Consider the following 17184-nt stretch of genomic DNA (forward strand, 5'->3'; position numbering starts at 1 on the left):
GGCTTTCTTTTGCCTACTTTTCTTTGCCGCTGCAAAGAAAAGTAGGTGCCGCCCCGCACAGGGGCAACGCAAGAAGCGCCACTAACAAAACGCGGATGCCTGCAAAAGCAAAACCCAAAAGCCAAACCCCAAACCCAAACCCCTACCCCACAGGCTCAACATTCTGATTCAACCGAAACACATTCTCAGGATCGTAGATCCCCTTAATCACGGCAAGCCGCCCAAGCTTATCCCCGTATGCGGCCACCAGCCCGGCCGCCCCTTCATCACCGCCGAGATAATTGACATACGCGCCTGGCGCCCGATACGGCCCAAGCGCATCGAACAGTTCCCGCGTCCACGCAATATTCCGCTCACTCTGCTCTGCATCAGACCATGCCGACGTCACCACAATATTCCAAGGCCAGTCTCGATGCCCAAACGCGGTAGCCGATTCAGGAACACGACTCCACGCACTATTCCCATAACTCTCGAACACAATCACCGTCCGCTTCGACGGAACTCGCGAAAAACGATCGACCACGATATCGATAGCCGCATCGTCGAGCGCCTTCAGATAGCCTGATTTCCAGTAGCTCCGCAGGCCCGGCGGCCACAAAAAGTCCGCCATGCGCTGCGCTTCGTTGTAGGGCGTCGGCGCGAACTTGTCGACCAGCGGCGGCCCATACTCGCGCAATGCCTGCAACGCACGCTCGCCCGCCTCCACAGCGCCCGCGTAGACCCCGCCAAGGCCCACGACGGGCGCGCCACGCATCGGCTCAGGCAGCGAGGGATCGTCAGGCATGTGAAACAGCAGTGCGCCCAGCGTCGATTCTTCCGGGGCGCTTGCTTCGAGATCCCGCCATCTGCGGATCGCTCCCGCTGCGGCGCCAGCAGGATGCAGCACGATACCGGCAAGCACGGTTCCCGCCGGATGCACCTTGAACTCGAACGACGTCACCACGCCGAAGTTGCCTCCACCGCCACGTATCGCCCAGAACAGATCTTCGTTTTCGTGGCTGCTGGCCGTGACGATCCGGCCATCGGCGAGTACGACTTCGGCGCTCAGAAGATTGTCGAGCGCGAGCCCGTGCTTGCGGACCAGCCAGCCGAGTCCTCCACCCAGCGTCAGTCCCGCCACGCCCGTAATCGACACGAAACCTCCCGTGGCTGCGAGGCCATGCGGCTGGAGTGCATCGTTGACTTCGCCCCAGTTGCAGCCGCTTTCCACCTGCACCGTGTGCGCCGAGGGATCAACGGCAATCGCTTTCATCGGGGATAGATCGATCACGATGCCGTCATCGCATACGCCATATCCGGCGACGTTATGACCGGTGCTGCGCACGGCAAGCGGTAGCTTGCGATCTCTCCCAAGCGCTACGATCGCAGCCACATCACTCGCATCGACGCAGCGCGCTATCAGGACAGGGCGCCGATCAATGGATGCGTTGAAGACCGCCCGCGCGTCGTCGTAGTCCGGGTCTCCCGGTTGAATGAGTTGCCCCTTGAATCCTGCTTGCCGAACCTCGGAACCATCGATCATCGTGCTCTCCTGCTTCCATTTCCAGCCATCCAATCATCCGTTAGCATGCCTATGTTTATTGTGAACATCGCTTGCGTTCATCGACGCCGCGCGCAAGCTCACAGCGCACGAGCCCGCATGCGGGTGCGCGATGACCAGCTTCACTTTAGGAAAATGTAAGCTGCATATCAAGGTTTACGAAAGCATCATCCGACCGACCAGCATCCGTGTGGGTCGCACCTTCGCCGTCGCCGCTATCGCACCCATCCACGCTCGATCAGCGGCACGTCCCAGCCAGGCTCATCGCCGAGCCACTCGGCCAGAAACTCGACCAGCGCCTTGACCTTGAGCGCCTGACGCTGCGTCGCGGGATACACCGCCGCAAAGTTCAGCGGCGACAGCGCATAGTCGGCCAGCACGGGCACGAGCGTGCCATCGAGCAGCGGCGCACTCGCCACCAGCGTCGGCAGGCACACGACGCCGCCGCCCGTGAGCGCATAGTCGCGCAGCAGATGCACGGAGTTCGAGCGGATCATGCCGGGCAGTTCCATTTCGAAGACTTCATCGCCGCGCGCCATCGTCCAGTGATTGCGCGATGGATAGCCCGAATAGAGCGCTGTCGTGTGCTGCAGAAGATCGCGTGGATGTTGCGGCGCACCGTGCGCTTCGATGTACGACGGCGCCGCGCAAAAGAGCCGCCTCACGGTAAAAAGACGCCGCTCGATCAGCGACTCGGAGATGGCCGGGAAAATCTGGAACGCGACATCGAAGCCCTCTTCGATGGGATCCACCACGCGGTCGTTCACGATAATGTCGAGCTGGATGCCGGGATAGCGCCGGTTGAACTCGCCCAGCACCGCGCCGAAGTGACCGAGCGCCAGACCCGGCAGCATCTGGATGCGCAGCCGTCCGGTGGGCGTCGCGCGCAACTCACGCATCTGATCGGTCAGATCGTTGACGCGCCCGACCACCTCTGCACACTCGCGATAGAACGCCTCGCCGACTTCGGACAGCCGCACGTGCCGCGTGCTGCGATGGAACAACGGCGCGTTGACGAAGCGCTCCAGTTGCTGGATGCGGGTCGTCACGACCGAACTGGTCACGCCGAGTTGTCGCGCCGCCTCGGCAAAGCTGCTGGTTTCCGCAACCCGCACGAAGGCCTCGATACTCAGAAAACGATCCACGCCGCGCCCTTGTCATCGTATGTAGCACGTCAGTTTATACGTGCCGACAACGGGCGGGGCTGCGGGGACATCCGTGGATGCGCGAACGGCGTGCGCCTTCTTTCGAAAGCGCACGCCGTACGGGGAATACGTTCGCGAGCTTTTATTCGAACTGTTCAGCCGCTGGGAAATCGACCGTCGATGCGCCGCGGCGACGCAAAATCGCGGGCGCCGTCTCTTTGAGCAGCAGGCTCACGCCGATGCCCAGCACAACGGCGCAGATCGGCAGCCACAGAATGTTCTGAATGCCGAAGTGCGTCGCCACGAAGCCTGCAATCGCCGGCGCTATCCCGCCGCCGAAGATCTCGCCCGCGCCCACCACGATCCCGATTGCCGTCGACACCATGCCGGCGGGCGCCGCTTCCGTCGCAACTGGCCCGGACAGCAGCGAGACCAGACCGAGCGTGAAAAACGCCGCGACGAACAGCACAGCGAACAACGCAACCGGCTGCGCGCCGAGGCCACGGAACACATAGAGCATCACGGCCGTGCCTGCGAAGCCGACGACACTCGCAAAACGCCGTCCCACCAGATCCGACAAACCCGGCAAGCCGAACTGGCCGACGAAGCCACCAAAGCCAATCGCCGACACGACGATCCCCATACGTTGCGTATCGAGCGCCAGGTACTCGGTGAGATAGAGCGGCAGCATCGCGCCCAGCACGAAGACACCCGTCATCGCGCAGAACAGCGCCACCATCGCGACGGGGATATTCCGGCTCTTCAGCACGTCGCGCCAGCTGCCGCGTGGCGCCTGCTCCGTGGTCTTGGCGGGCGAGCCGTTCGACACGGATTCAGACGCACTCTTCGGCTCACGGATCACGCGATACATCAGCAAGCCGAGAATCAGCCCAGGCACGGAAACGAGCGCGAACACCCAGCGCCATGACATCACATCGAGCAACTGTGTCGCGATGATGGGCGAAAGCGCCAGCCCGAACAGCGCGAATCCGCTTTGCTGAAGGCCGAGATTGAAGCCGCGGCGCTTGGGATGCGAAGCGTCGGCCGTGGCGGCGAAGCTCGTCGGGCAGAACGACCCTTCCGCGATGCCCATCAGCGCGCGCACTGCCAGCAGACTGGCAAGTCCGCCGGCCACACCGGAGAACCCCGACAGCAGCGAGAACGCGATGATCGCGGGAATCAGCACCTTGCGGCGGCCGAAGCGGTCGGAAATCCCGCCCATCAGCGCGGCAAATACGCCCCACGAAAGTCCCAGGATGCCGATGCAGTTGCCGACGTCCTGCGCGGTCAGATGCAGGTCCTTCATGATGGGCGGAAACAGCGGCGCGATCAGCCAACGGTCGAGGCCCACCAGCCCGAACCCGAGGGCGAGCAGCGTCACAGCTTTCCATTCGTAGGACACGTCCCACTGGTTCGATCTCATGCTTGTCTCCTATGGCAATGTCGACGGCGACGGCTGCGCCGATGCACGAAGAATGTTCCTGCTGCCACGAAGAAAGAATGCGACGACGGCCGAATACGTCATTTGCGAAATGCGAACAATGGCGTACAGATGGTCTCTGACGCGCGCCAGGCAAGGATTCGCGGTAAATGCGATGGCTTCGGCGTGAGGCTTCCGGCGCCCACCAGGGCTAGTACGGGTAGACGAGGATGGATGCGACGTCGGCGTGATGACCGTGATCGGCTGGTGCGAGCGGAAGGCGCGCTCTCGTGATTTAGCGTGACCTATCGCGATGTTTCGCGATTGACGACGTGCGCAAACTGAAGCGGGCTTTGCGCAAGCGCATCGCGCAGAAATACCGGGCGCACGTCGATATCCGCCAGCGCGCGCCGGTTGAACCACGCGAATTCGAGCTTGCTGCCCTGCTCGTCGCCGATGTGACGTGCGTGGAGGTCGAGAATGCGCGCGTCGGGTGGCACTTCGGTGGCGAAATACAGGCCGACTTCGTGATGCGGTTGCCCGCCGCCCGTGAAAAAATTTTCCACGATCCACAGCAGTGGCCCGACCTCGACGGAAAGAGCGAGTTCTTCACGCATCTCACGTGCGACGGTTGTGGCAGCGTCCTCGCCTGCCTCGACGCGGCCACCCGGCAGCGACCAGTACTCGTCGCCTTCGAGCCTATGCAGGAGAACATGATCGGCTGTCGTGATGACGGCGACGGCGCGAAGGTTGAAGCGGTAGCCGTCGGTATCGAAGGAGAGCATGATTTCAAGCGCGTGAGATGGCAGATGCCGATATTTCGCCGCAAAGAGCGCGTCCGCGCAAGGTTGCCGGGTTTCCGCCACCCGAGCCTTTCTGCCTGCGCCATGCTGGCAACGGCATTCAGCGTTCCGGCTGCGGAAAGAGAGCACGCCTCATAGGTGCTCCGATTTTGTAAGGCGCGCGTGCCAAAAAGCGCGTCGAGCAGATTGGAGAGTTTCATCGTACTGTCGGGCGTTGTGCGGGTTCAGCTTTGCGGCAGCGGCATGGCTGCGCGTTTCGCGGCTTCGAGTGCCGACTTCGGCAGAGGCGGCGGGCCACTGTCTTTCGCGACACTCGCCGCGCCTGACGTCCGGCTCACGAAAATGCGCGAAGGCAATACGAAACCTCTCAGCGCGAGCAGTTCGAGCGGCCCCTTGCCTACGTCGGTGCGCATCACGTAGCCCAGCGCGTGCGTATCGCTGCCCGGCGCCAGCTTGCCGGGCTCCTGGGCGATGAGCGTGTCGATGTCGTAGACGGGATCGCTCGCGGACTTCGCGGCAGCAGGACGAATCTCCCGCACGTAAGGCGATGCCTGCCAGGTCAGCATGTACGTCGCGCTGTCGATGGGTTCGACGCGCGCGCGCTCGAGCATGCGCACGAATGCCCAGCGGCCCTCGTATTCGAGGCTTCGGTTCGTGCCGGCCTTCTCCGTCTGCCATTCGAGGCGCGTACCCGTTTTCAGGGGATCGCCGGATGGCCAGTTCAGTGGCTGCCAGATTTCCTGCTGGTTGAAATAGTGCAGCTTCTGGCCATCGACGGTGAGCAGCGTATCCGTGACACCCGGCGACGGCACCGGCTTGAACTCGAAGCGATATTGCGGCTCGCCCTGCACCAGGAGATGCCCGGCGATGCGCTGCAGCGTGTTGACGGCCGTGAGGAACGACGGATCGACGACGAGCGACGTGCCTGCCGTGCTGACAGGCACCCATTGATCGCCCTGCAACTCCAGCACACCAGCGAGCTGGCTGGCGAGAAACGCGGCGATCAGCCCGCCCTGCGGGCGCAGGAAACGGGCGAGTTCGGGCAGTGAGGCGTCGTTGGCCGTATTGGCGAACGGATAGCGCCCCGCAAACGATCGGTTCCACGCCGACACGATGCTCTGCTGCCAGGCTTCGTTGAGACTTGCCTGCGCGGGTTGCAGGACGGTCTGCAGCGCCTGCGCGACGGGCCGCACGAACAGCGCGTCGCCCATTCCGGCCCATTGCGCGCCGAGACTTGCTGAGACCAGGCGCGCATAGGACTGCGTGTCGGCGAGTTCCGAGCCTTTGCCCTGGAAAAGGGTCTGTGCGACCTGCCTCGCTTGCGCGTCGGCGTCGGGGCTGTCGCCGATCTGCTGCAGGCGCAGCCGCAACGTGGTGACGCGTTCCAGATAGCGTTGCAGGCTCAGGTCGCTGTAGCTGGCGGTTTGTGCCGCTGCCTTGGTGTTTGCCGGTGCGTCGGCGGTGCTCATTGCGACGAGGCGTAGCACCGGGCCGAACGACGGGCCGAGCGGTCCGGCGGGGTCAGGGCGTGCGGCTAACGGCACGTCAGCCTTGCTGCCGCTGCTAAAGATGTTCTGCGCCTTCGTGACGAGCGTGTCGGACAGCGAAGCTTGCTGCGCACCGGCCCCACCTTGATATTCGAGCGACTTCAACAGCGCGATCAGCGGCGACTGACGTGCATCGGCCATGGCCTTTAGCTGGCCGATGGCGGCGGGCATCGAAGATGCGCTTTCCCACAGGATCGAGTTCATGAACGCCTGCCAGTGTTCGGCATAGTCGGCGAAGTAGCGAGACGTGAGCGCGGCCTTGAGCGCTTCGGGCGAGATGGCGGTCTGCTGCGTGCTATTGGAGTGGCTGGCTCCTGCGAGCACCCAGTCGCTGGCGGTGCCGTTGTGTTTCGCGGCATCGTCGATGGCGGGGGCGATCGTGCCTTCCCATGCCTCGCGCGTGAAGACGCCCGGCACCGAGGATGTTGTGCGGAACAGGCCGCGTGTATCGGTGCCTTCTGTCAGGGTGGCGAGCGTCTGGTCCGGGTACTTCTTGCCCGTCGATGCGAGGATGTCCTGATAGATCGTGTCTTCCGAGTTCTTCACGCCGATTACGGCGAGTAGCGTCTGACGCGAGCCGCTGACGAGGGCATCGCGGGCGTCGATGTGCCAGTCCGGATGCTGTTTCAGGTGGGCTGCGTAGAAGGCGAGCAGGCGTTGCGAGAGATCGAGCTTTTCGCCTGCGGGGAGATCGGCATTGGTGCTCCAGTAGCGCGGCAGCAAGGGCGTCATGAACGACGGATCGGCGTGCGCGGGTTCGGCCATCATCAGATACGTCTTCAGTGCTTTATGACCGTCCTGCGCAAGCTGGCTCGTCTGGTCGTCGAGTTGCGTGGTCGGCATCTGGTTCAGATCGATGAGTTGCGCTTCGAGGTTTTGCTGCACGGGCGTGATCAGGGTGTCGCGGGCCGCGCGTGAGTATGGCTTCCAGATCGCGGCGAGGGCTTGTGCGTCGTGGTTCAGGCCGAAGCGGGTGAAGAGCGGGACGTGGCCATTTACCCGTTGTTCGTACAGGTCGATGCGTTGCTGGAGGGTGAGCAGCGTGCTCAGGCGGGTTGTCGGGTCTTGTGCGGCGTTCAGGTCTTTTACTGCACTGCTCGTGAGGACAAGATCATGGGCGTTGGTGGCGGCTGAGGCCAGCATGCCGGTCGTCCAGAGGGCGAGTGCGCCGAACGCGATCGTCGAAAAGACCGTGATGGGGTGCAGCCCGACGCGGTGACCGCCCGTGCGGAGGGCGTCGGTGGCGAGGTGGGACCAGAGGGAAGAGCCGGGTTCTGTGATGCCTGCTTGCGGGCGGCCAGCAAAGAAAACGCCGCGTACGCCAACTGCTCGACGCTGACGTGCATTGATGCCCGCGATCCAGTTCGATAGCGGCGCGATGCGGCTGTCGAGGTATTGGGAGATATGCCCCGTGTACGCGTCAGGTTCATCGCCACTCATCTGCGCGACGCCGAGGTTCACTAGACGGGCGTTGAGTGCATGAAGCGCAGAACTGATCCCGTCTGCGCTGACACTGTTCGGAAGCTCACAGCCAACGAGTGGCACGTCACCTGACGCCGCGGCCTTGAGATCAGCCAGATCAAGCACATACACGGGAGCAGACCATTTCAGCACTTCCACAATGTGAGCGACCTGCACACCGGATCCCGGATTTCCACGCGCAAAATCGGGGATTGGCTGCGTGCCGTCAAGTGCGAACACGATTGCATCGACTGGGCGGGCACGACGCAAACGACGGATCGCGCGCAACCAGGGCTCGTCACGCCGTCCATCTGCTCCCGTCCCGCCCCATAGCAGCACGGCATCATCCGTCGTGAGCCACCCTCTTTCCGCAAGTTCCGGCAGCAGCGAGCGGATGGCTGCGTCATCGCCCGTGACGAGCAGCCAAGGATGAGCGTACGCCCAGCGAAACCATCGAGTACGCTGCAACTGGAAGCGCAGGTCCTGTGCCCATGCGAAGGCCCGTGCGGCGACTTTTTCCGTCGCTTGTGAAGCCTTGTCGGTTGATACAGGCGGCTCGATTCCCTGATCTTTCGACGCCTGCTGCAAAGCGAGCCGAATCTGCTTGCGACGTTGGAGGACGAACGGGAGCGCGACAGCAATCCGCAAGACCGCACCCATGAGCACGCGCTGATACCGTGCGAGCCAGTCTGCCAGCGACTTCGGATCAACGGTGAATGCGATCAGACCAACAACAATGGCGATGATAGCGGCGCAGATGAAAACCCGGCCCAGCATGTGTTTCTTCAGCATCAACTTTGTATTTCCTCATGCGATGGACGAAGCTGCGCTGGAGCGATCATGCAAAGATTCAAAGGCTCTTCGTTCAATTCACGCCATGCAACAAGATGCGGCTGGGATCCCTGTGCAGATTCGAAGGCGGCGGCGAGTGCAATCCAGCTGCTCGCCGAGCCAGGCTTGCCCACGATGGCATCGAGATTCCGTTCTATTACCGGCACTTTGGGATCGGGACTCAGCGCCGACGTGATGAGGACGGACTCATCGTCGCAGCCGGTGAACCAGACGTGCGTGGGGCTGTCGGGCTCAACCTGCATTTCCATCAACTGCGCCAGATCGGCTTCGACCATGTCGCGATTGCTAATCATCGGCCGGAAGATATAACCTGCCTGCTCGGCGGCAGGATCAATCAGAAGAGCCGCAGCGCTCTCGCTAAAGCTGTGCTCTGATTCACCGTCAGGCCAGAGTTGCGCGGCAATGATGAGTAGCGGCGTTGCGGCGTCACGTTCGATCTGCTGCTCAAGCCACTGCGCGCAACCCGCCGCGTGCTCGATCTCGATGTTGAAATGACCGCCCGGCATGATCCTGGCAAACGCGTTGACGGCCGCATTCTTCCACGCGTCTGATAACGCAAGCGAAGCGTCGTCAAGTAACAATCTCACCGGCATCGACCGCCTGTCGACAAGCGCGGTGTGCAAGCCGCCGACGATACGGCCGAGCAGTTCTTCGCGTCTGCAAGACGCCGCTTCTTCGTTGGGCAGTTGAAGGGATTTCGCTCGCTCTGTGTTCACGGGTAGATCGATATCCGCGTCGCTCAACTCGTCTGTGCGAAGTGTTATCGGCAAGATGGCCAGAGCGGCCATCACCCGGATGTGACGACGGCACCATTCGTGCCAAAGGGACATGATCCGCGCTTGTTCACGTTCGGTTTCCTCAGCGATTGTCTGCTCACGTTCCCATCGATCCAGCCGGATACCTGATACGAGAGCACAGGTCACCAGCGGAGCGCCAACGAACAGCGCCCAGAACTGGAATCCTTGTGTGGGTTTTCCGTGCGGCCAGAGCAATAGCACGGCGCCTGCGATGCCAAGCGCTGTTGCTGTCAGTGCCGGTAGCCAGGCGCGTAGTGGAAGTGCTTTGGGTCGGTCGGTATTTATGAGTTTTGGGATAGGCCAGGGCATGAGGCGGCAACTTGGAGACCTGTAATTTTTTGCTGTGCGATGGATACCGACGATCACCTAACGCTCGATCATTGCTGAACGTTCGATTCGTCATTTTCTTAAATGCCCAGCCGTTAGATAGGAACCACCCGCGAGCGACGTTGCACATTTGCCAACGCTTCTCGTGTGCGCGAGATGCTATCGCAGCAGAACAAATAGCTGCTGCATGTGCCGAGCTGGACGGCTACCGCGTAAATGCTCAGTGAATTATCTTGCATTGAGTCCCATACGTGGCCACAGGAATGACCATTTTGCCGTCGTCACTCAAAGTAAAAACTTTCTGCCTGCATTTCTCCTTGAATGACGCCGATTGTTGGATATGATATTGAGCAATGAGCATTTTGCTATCAGATTTACTCGCCAGATCAACGATGTAGTTCTCTGTGTTCGAAGTACTTTTAGATCGCACGTCATTCGAAAAAATATCGAGCGCATTAGAATCAATCCCATTCGAAAGATCCGAGAGAGTGTAGTACCGGCACCCCATCCCACAGCTATGAACTCCAATGTGATATTTGCCTGCGAAATTCACTTCTGGAGCGGCTACCATTTTCCCCATCTCATCATACCAATCGTTTCCTGTTCTTTTATAGTAGCCAGGCACTTTCGTATCGCCTCGAAAAATTGCAACGCGATAATCGGCAAACTTCGGCTCGTCGGGGTGAGCTGTAGCGTAAGAACTCAAAATCCCGACAGCAAGGGAAAACATGACGATTGGTTGCAATATTTTCATAACAAAATTTCTTTATCTGACCATCAAGTAGATTGACCGAATTCATCAATTCGATTTACGAACATCAATCAATAAAATTGCTAACCATTTACTATGAAATCAGCAAAATTCACCAATTATGCAAACGTTACTTAATTCCGGAATCGCCCACTCCCATTTCATCCATTATCATTTCTATTTCATTCACCCTATCGTAAATAGAATTCAATAAGAAATCGAGACTCGTCACTCTCGTTGTAATGTATTCGCCTGAAACATGCTCAGCGAGGAAATTGTAATTATCATTCCGCCAAACAATCCACTCACGTTGAACCCTATCGAAGTTCACCTGCTCTTCCGGAGTGAGATTTTTAATTAATTTTGCGTAGGCGGAATTTAAACGTTTTTTCTGCAACAGTATTTCGGCGTTAACACATTTGAATTTCGCATCTGAGTTATCCGCTTGCTTGCTGCATCGATCGAATTCATTTGAATAAATTCGCTCATGCGCATACCCATAAACCGGCGTTAAAATATTAAATGCAATTGAAATCTTGACTAAATTTGCCTTAAACTTCATTTATATTTTCCACTCGAAAAATTAATTCAATAATCTGCTTAAAAATTTTTGACTCTAATGTGTGCCATCCCCGCCCAAAGACCGTAAAATGGATCGAAGCTGATTTGTTGATGTGTCGATTGCAATATTTGCATTTGAGTGATAATAGGACAACGTTCCATCAGATATTTGGCCGTTCATAATTTTGAAACCACTCGGCGTAGCAATTGACGCCCACTCCTTGGCGGCGGCATATTGTGCATCGTCCGGTGTTCCAACGCCGTTCTTGATAAAGTTAGCGAGCGCGCCTCCACCCGCTTTAGCTAGCAGATACTCTTTGAAAACTCTCTCCTGCATGTCTGCGTCGTATCTTTCATTGCCAGACAAGTGCAAAGCTGCCTTTGCCGACCGTAAAGTAGAAATCACCGTTTGATATTTACCGGTTGCAAAAAACCGATTTGGATTCGTACCTGAGAGAGAGTCCGTTCCGATAATTTCATCGACGGTCTTCCCTGTGACCGTACCGGAAGGAGGGTTCATATAGGAGTGTCCGACCTTTCCATTAGGTACATCCTTGGTTCCGGAGTTATAAGACTCATATCCCCCCTCTCCCCCAGAAATGATGTCGCCAATTTTCCGAATTAGCTCATCAAGACTGCTAGCGGACTTGAAGAAATTCCCAATCATCCCAATCGGATGAACGTGCCACACATCCGGACTCGCAGGAAAACCCTCCACCGCCCTCACGCTCTCCCACCACTGCAGCTTCTTGATCCGCTCAAGCTCCGTCTGCCAGATGTACTTTCCATCGCCCATCAGGCTCGACAACTGACTCCACTTGCTCATCTCGCCGCCCCATTCGCTCTCGTACCGGACGATCAGATGCGAGATCGCACCAGCGAGCCAAGGGACCGTCAACGCGCGCTTAAGATCGGCAGGCTTCACGTTCCCATTGCCTCTCCCCTGGCGCATGGCCGCCTCCTCCAGCTTGCCGATCAGCAAACCCGCGTTCACGGTTGCTGCCACGACGCTAAATTCCTCCTCTTCGCCAGCAAGCAACTGCCTGGCCTCGAAAAGATTGCGCCGGTACAGATCGAGCAACGGAACACTGGTCGTATCGACCGTATCGAAGCCAGGCCATGCCCACGGACTTTGCCATTGCGTGTCAGGATGCGCCTTCTCACACACCCAGCCGACGATCGTCGATCCGTCAGCGCTGCCTGCGGCAATCGACCACCATTGCGTGCCGCCCTTCTCCTGGTCGTCCGATGCTTTTGCGTGATCAGGCAACTGGTCAAGCTGCGCCCGCGCAAGTACCTGCTGATAAGCGACGGCCGATCCCTGTGCAACGCCGGGCTTTAGCGGGAAATCCGGCCACGTATAGATCACCGCTCCTGCAACCTTGCCTGCATACTGTCGCTCGACCCAGACAGGACTGCCGACAGGAGTCTTGCTAACGCGAGACGCGCGGCCGTGTCCGCGCGAGGCAGACTGCGACACAGACCTGGTGGGCTGCACCTTGGCCCAGCACCCTTTACCCGGATCGCCCTTCGCGAGCACAAGCGTGAGCCCCGTCAACTGCGTGTTGCTCTCGGGATCAGAACATTTCACCAGCTTCGCCCCCTCCCCGATCACCAGCAGCGTTTTCCCACTTTCTGGCAGCTTCTTCGCACGCTCCCGGCTCTTATCGATAAAACGCTCGATCTGGGATCCCGTGAACACTTCGACGTGAAGCAGAGGATGAGCCGGCTTCGGAGGCAGCACCTGCGATTGCGCCGAACTCTGGTACTCGCCCACGTACCCCACTACCTCCCCCGCCTTGACGGGATATGGCTTGTCGAGAACGACGACCGCGTCGAGCGGCTTGGGATCGATGACAACGTCGAGTTCGTCGAGATTTACCCAGCCTGTGGATGCGCGCGAGTCGGGTGTCTCACCCACCACGTTCGCAGCCGGCGTCCCCTTGAGAATCTTCGCTATCTGCGCCCAACCTTTCACAGCGCTACCCGCGATGCTCAATTCCCCACCGCGTGGCAACAGACCAATTGCGGTTCCATTGACTCGATCAAGAATGCGGATTCCGTGGGCGATTTCCGGCGTATCGGCAGCGTCTGCCGCAGTGGCGAGGGGAGCCGTGTACCGCACCTTGCTGTCCACATAGGGAGCAAGTACGCCGAGGCTATCCGGCGAAGGACCGGCAGCATTGCTCAGGAACTGCACGTCGCTACCGGATACGGCTCTCTGCGAATCGGACGACGCCAGATCGAAGCGAAACGGCGTATTGCGCCGGGCAGCTGGTGTCTGACTGCCGCCAGCCTTATCACCGACCCGAAAATGCCGGTCTCCCTGCCAGAACGGAAGCGTACGGATCGGCTGTGCCGAAGTCGTGCCGCTCTGTGGCTGCACCGCCCGATAACCTGCCCAGTCGAGCTGATGCATGTACAAGCTGTAGAACTCCAGCACCTCGTCGTGAGGTGCCTGGTACGCTGGCGGACTGCTAACGGTGGCCGCGGACGCACCCGAAGCCGGCGAAACAGTCGACGACATGCCTGAGCTAGCAGGCTCCGGCGGTAGCACCAGTTTGTGACGTATCAGCACAAATCCTGTCGAATACAGTGCGAAGCGAGGCGGTGTGGTCGGATAGGTCAGTTCGGGATAGACCGAGTCCAGCCGGTACGCAACGACTTCGCCATCGGCAATGGCCCGTACACCGTCGCCCTGTTTGAGCAGCGCGCCCGTGCCCGCATCGAAATGTACGCCACCATGAAACATGCCGTTGGCGCCGAGTGGAAAGAACCCGCCATCGCTACTGGCCAGAGCCTTGAACCACGTATTCGGATCGATTGAATTGCCACTGGCGGGCGCAAACGGGAAATTCCAGTTAAGGGCGCACCACTGTGGCAACGGGGTGGCCGGCGTAGCCGGCGCGGCGGAATGGGGTGAATGACTGCGAGATCTGGCCATCGTCTGTTCTTATGTGTTGCCGTCAGTTGGAGTAGTGATCGGCACGACTCTCAGGAATCGAGCCAGCGCCTTGGGGCAGCGTCGGAGTGTTCTTCATTGATACCGCGCCCTGCTTCTGGATCGTGATGACCTTCAGAAGGAGATCCAATGGACCACCGAGCGTGATGTTGCCGTCCTTCAACTGGATGAACCCGCCGCCGCTTTCGAGAACGAGCTCCTTCTTTGCGCTGACGCGTACCGTACCGTTGACGCTCGCCACCGTCAGATCCTTGTCCGCCAGCATCGACATCGCATCGCTCTGCGCCTGCATGTCCACCGGCCCCTTCGCCGCGAACAGCCTGATTCCAAGTTTCTGCGAGAACATCGACACAATCTCGCCGGCTGCCACGGTGAAGCGCTTCGCCACGCTAATATCGGCGTTCTTTCCTGACACTGCGTTGATGTTGCCCTGCGCCACAACCTGGACGTCGCGCCCGGCGACTATCCCCACCGATGCGGGGGCGCTTGCAAGCAAGCCTGGCTGTTTCAGGCCGTCGAGTTCGTCCTTGACCTGCTGTTGCGCGTCGGTATCGGCAGGAATCGCCCTTGCGCTGCGTGCGGCGTCCGCCAGCGCTCGGGCCAGTTCGAGTGCACGCTCGAGTTGCGCGATGGTCTCCTGCATGTCCATCTGCTGACCGCTTGCGGCAGGCTGGTCGTGGGACGTGATGTATTGGCCTTTTCCCGCGCGAATCGCGCCATAGCCCGACGTGCGCAGTTCGAAGCCTTCGCCACGCTGTTCGAGCCGCTGATTGACCAGATGACCCAGGTTCAGCTGCGATTTGCCCGAGTGCTCTGTCGACAGCTTGATACCTTCCTGTCCTTCCCAGTCCTCCATGCGCAGCTTGTTGTTCGACTGCGTGCGGATCACGTTGCGCGATAGCCAGCGCCGGTCGCTCGTCACGTGGTCCACCGCCTGGCTGTGGTGATGGAAGGCGGCGATGTAAGGCTTATCGGGGTCGCCGTCACGAAAGCCGATTACCGCTTCGGTGCCGTCGAGCGCGGGAAAATGGAAACCTGTCTGCAATGCTCCGGCAAACGGCTTTGCCAGCCGCAACGGCACGCTCTCGCCACCTGCGGGCCATGTCGCGAAGTCCACGTCGAAGCGTACGGTGTAGTAACCGGCAGCCGTCAAGTACGCGTACTTGTATCTGTCAGGCGAGGTCACGCGCGCAGAGAGCGTACCCGCAATCGTCGGCCACGCCGACTCATCCAGCTTCAGCCGGAAACGGCGATCCGATGGAATCGCGCGAAACGTATTCGTGTAAGCCGTATCGCGTGCGCCCCGGTGCGTGATTTCGATAACGACCTGGCCATCGGGCGCATCGGGTAGCATCTCGTCGATCTGCATGATGCGACCCGGCTGCAGCGACAGCACATTGCTCTCACCCTCGAATATCACCTGCCACGCAATCGCGGCCTCGTGACGAAGCTCGGCCTCCCACTTTGCGCCGGCCTGATCGAGGTGATGCGTGCCATAGATATACGGCTGCCCGTAGGTAGTCGGATCCTGTGGCGCGATGTTTCCCTCGTCCCTGAAACGCTCCCACGCCCGCTCGGGGTTGTAATCGGCTACCTGAAAGGCTTGTGGAACCGTGCTGGTACGAGTCTGCAACGCATGTACCGATTCGACTGCCGCCTCGAGTCCCGCGTTCTCACGGTAGCGCAGCTCCAGTTTCGGATCGTAGATGTAGTGATCAATATCATCGCCGAACACGATCTGATCGCCGTGCTCGGTCTCGATGACATAGCAGTAGATGCCCGCTTTCTGCATCAGCATCTGGATGTACGCGAGATCGTTCATCCGGTACTGGAAGCGGAACAGGTGCTGCGGATACTGGCCGCGCAGGCGAAACGAAAACTGGTGCCCCTTCAGCCCGTGCCTGCGCAACACGGATTCGATGATCTGAGGCGTGGTCTGGTGCTGGTAAATCTGACTGGTGGTAACTGCATCAAGCCGCGCCAGATGGGACTTCACGACGATCTCATAGCGCGTGAAGTCCTTCGTAATGTTCAGTATCGAGAACGCAGCAATGAATCCGGAAAAGCGACGCGGCGTGTCGGACAATGGCTCGATCAGAAAAGTCGCATCGCGATTCAGATATGCCTGACGTCCGAGTTTCTCTGGATGGGTGAACTGTATGCGGATACTGGTCGGCGCCCCCATTGCCGCCGTTGCCTCGAACGAAACTACCGACAAACCGGCAGCGCTAGCAACACCGGGGACTTCCAGAAAGTACGCCTGACGCCCCGTCGTCGTCTTTACGTCCTGCGCATAGTCGCGCCCTTCATCCAACAGGCTTGCCATCGATCTTCTTCTCCGTCGTAACCCGGCACCATGAGACTGCCCGATTGCGGCGAACGCGCGATCGACGCGCCTGCACCGTTGTCGAGTAGCGCAAGGAGATTACGACGAGTAAGAATAGATTTAAAGCGTAGGTATCCTACTATTTATTCATTCGTTGCTTTTTGTCATTCTTTGCAACTATTTACGATTTCATTTCGTACTGCATGTTATATCGCTATCGTCAATCGGTTGCAAATGCACATCAAATTGCGGAGAAAATGCATGGCAAAAATGATCGCGCTCAAAGGAAACCTGACCACCACAGGCGGCCGGGTTCTCGATGGCGATACAACGATGCTCGATGGTGGACGGCCGATTGCGCGCCACATGGGACTCGCGTCCTGCCCACGCTGCGGACAGAACGGTCCAATCTATGGCACCGCGCAAAACTGGGGAATGGGAGGCACACACGGCGTGCGAGACGGCGATATCGTGCTGTGCCGCTGTCCTCGCGGCACGAACCGTGTCATTGCACGATCGACGATTTACGACACGTGAGACCGTGCAATCGTACTGGCTGAGAATCTCGCGATCAGACCGCACTTAATGCGCGATGACTACCTCGCTGCTCCTGCAATTGTTCAAACGACACCCCCATCGGCCCCACCCGCATCTGTGTCTTATACACCTCTGACGCTGCCGACGATCTTCCG

At 59.4% G+C, this 17184-nt stretch carries 11 protein-coding genes; 1 reads left to right on the forward strand and 10 read right to left on the reverse strand.

The window, feature by feature from the left end; translation table 11 throughout:
- Positions 1–142: 142 nt before the first annotated feature.
- From DK391_RS40845 to vgrG, 10 genes are all read right to left on the reverse strand, one after another.
- Entirely contained in the window at positions 143–1522 is a 1380-nt protein-coding gene (locus DK391_RS40845) for an FAD-binding oxidoreductase (RefSeq protein WP_109483690.1), read from the reverse strand.
- 233 nt (positions 1523–1755) lie between these two features.
- Positions 1756–2685 (reverse strand): LysR family transcriptional regulator, encoded by a 930-nt coding sequence (locus DK391_RS40850; protein ID WP_109483691.1) that lies wholly within the window; start codon positions 2683–2685, stop codon positions 1756–1758.
- A 142-nt stretch (positions 2686–2827) separates the two neighbouring features.
- Positions 2828–4108, reverse strand: coding sequence for an MFS transporter (locus tag DK391_RS40855; RefSeq protein ID WP_109483692.1), 1281 nt, complete (start codon positions 4106–4108; stop codon positions 2828–2830).
- A gap of 302 nt (positions 4109–4410) precedes the next feature.
- Entirely contained in the window at positions 4411–4890 is a 480-nt protein-coding gene (locus DK391_RS40860; protein ID WP_109483693.1) for an NUDIX domain-containing protein, read from the reverse strand.
- 242 nt (positions 4891–5132) lie between these two features.
- On the reverse strand, positions 5133–8708 hold the full coding sequence (locus DK391_RS40865; protein WP_239483092.1) for an ImcF-related family protein: 3576 nt from the start codon (positions 8706–8708) through the stop codon (positions 5133–5135).
- Positions 8708–9931 carry a hypothetical protein gene (locus tag DK391_RS40870; RefSeq protein WP_239483093.1) on the reverse strand — a complete coding sequence of 408 codons (1224 nt, stop codon included), beginning with the start codon at positions 9929–9931 and terminating at the stop codon, positions 8708–8710. Before DK391_RS40870 ends, DK391_RS40865 begins: the two co-directional genes overlap by 1 nt.
- A gap of 181 nt (positions 9932–10112) precedes the next feature.
- Positions 10113–10646: a hypothetical protein gene (locus tag DK391_RS40875; protein WP_239483094.1), complete on the reverse strand. Its 534-nt coding sequence runs from the start codon at positions 10644–10646 to the stop codon at positions 10113–10115.
- Between the two features lie 127 nt (positions 10647–10773).
- Positions 10774–11205: a lysozyme inhibitor LprI family protein gene (locus DK391_RS40880; RefSeq protein WP_109483695.1), complete on the reverse strand. Its 432-nt coding sequence runs from the start codon at positions 11203–11205 to the stop codon at positions 10774–10776.
- Between the two features lie 54 nt (positions 11206–11259).
- On the reverse strand, positions 11260–14148 hold the full coding sequence (locus tag DK391_RS40885; protein WP_109483696.1) for a muramidase: 2889 nt from the start codon (positions 14146–14148) through the stop codon (positions 11260–11262).
- Positions 14149–14170: 22 nt separating this feature from the next.
- Positions 14171–16492 carry a type VI secretion system Vgr family protein gene (gene vgrG / locus DK391_RS40890; protein ID WP_109483697.1) on the reverse strand — a complete coding sequence of 774 codons (2322 nt, stop codon included), beginning with the start codon at positions 16490–16492 and terminating at the stop codon, positions 14171–14173.
- Between the two features lie 261 nt (positions 16493–16753).
- On the opposite strand from vgrG, the gene DK391_RS40895 reads away from it, so the two are divergent.
- Positions 16754–17029: a PAAR domain-containing protein gene (locus DK391_RS40895; RefSeq protein ID WP_109483698.1), complete on the forward strand. Its 276-nt coding sequence runs from the start codon at positions 16754–16756 to the stop codon at positions 17027–17029.
- Positions 17030–17184 lie beyond the last annotated feature (155 nt).

Source organism: Paraburkholderia sp. C35, assembly GCF_003121405.1.
Lineage (GTDB): Bacteria > Pseudomonadota > Gammaproteobacteria > Burkholderiales > Burkholderiaceae > Paraburkholderia.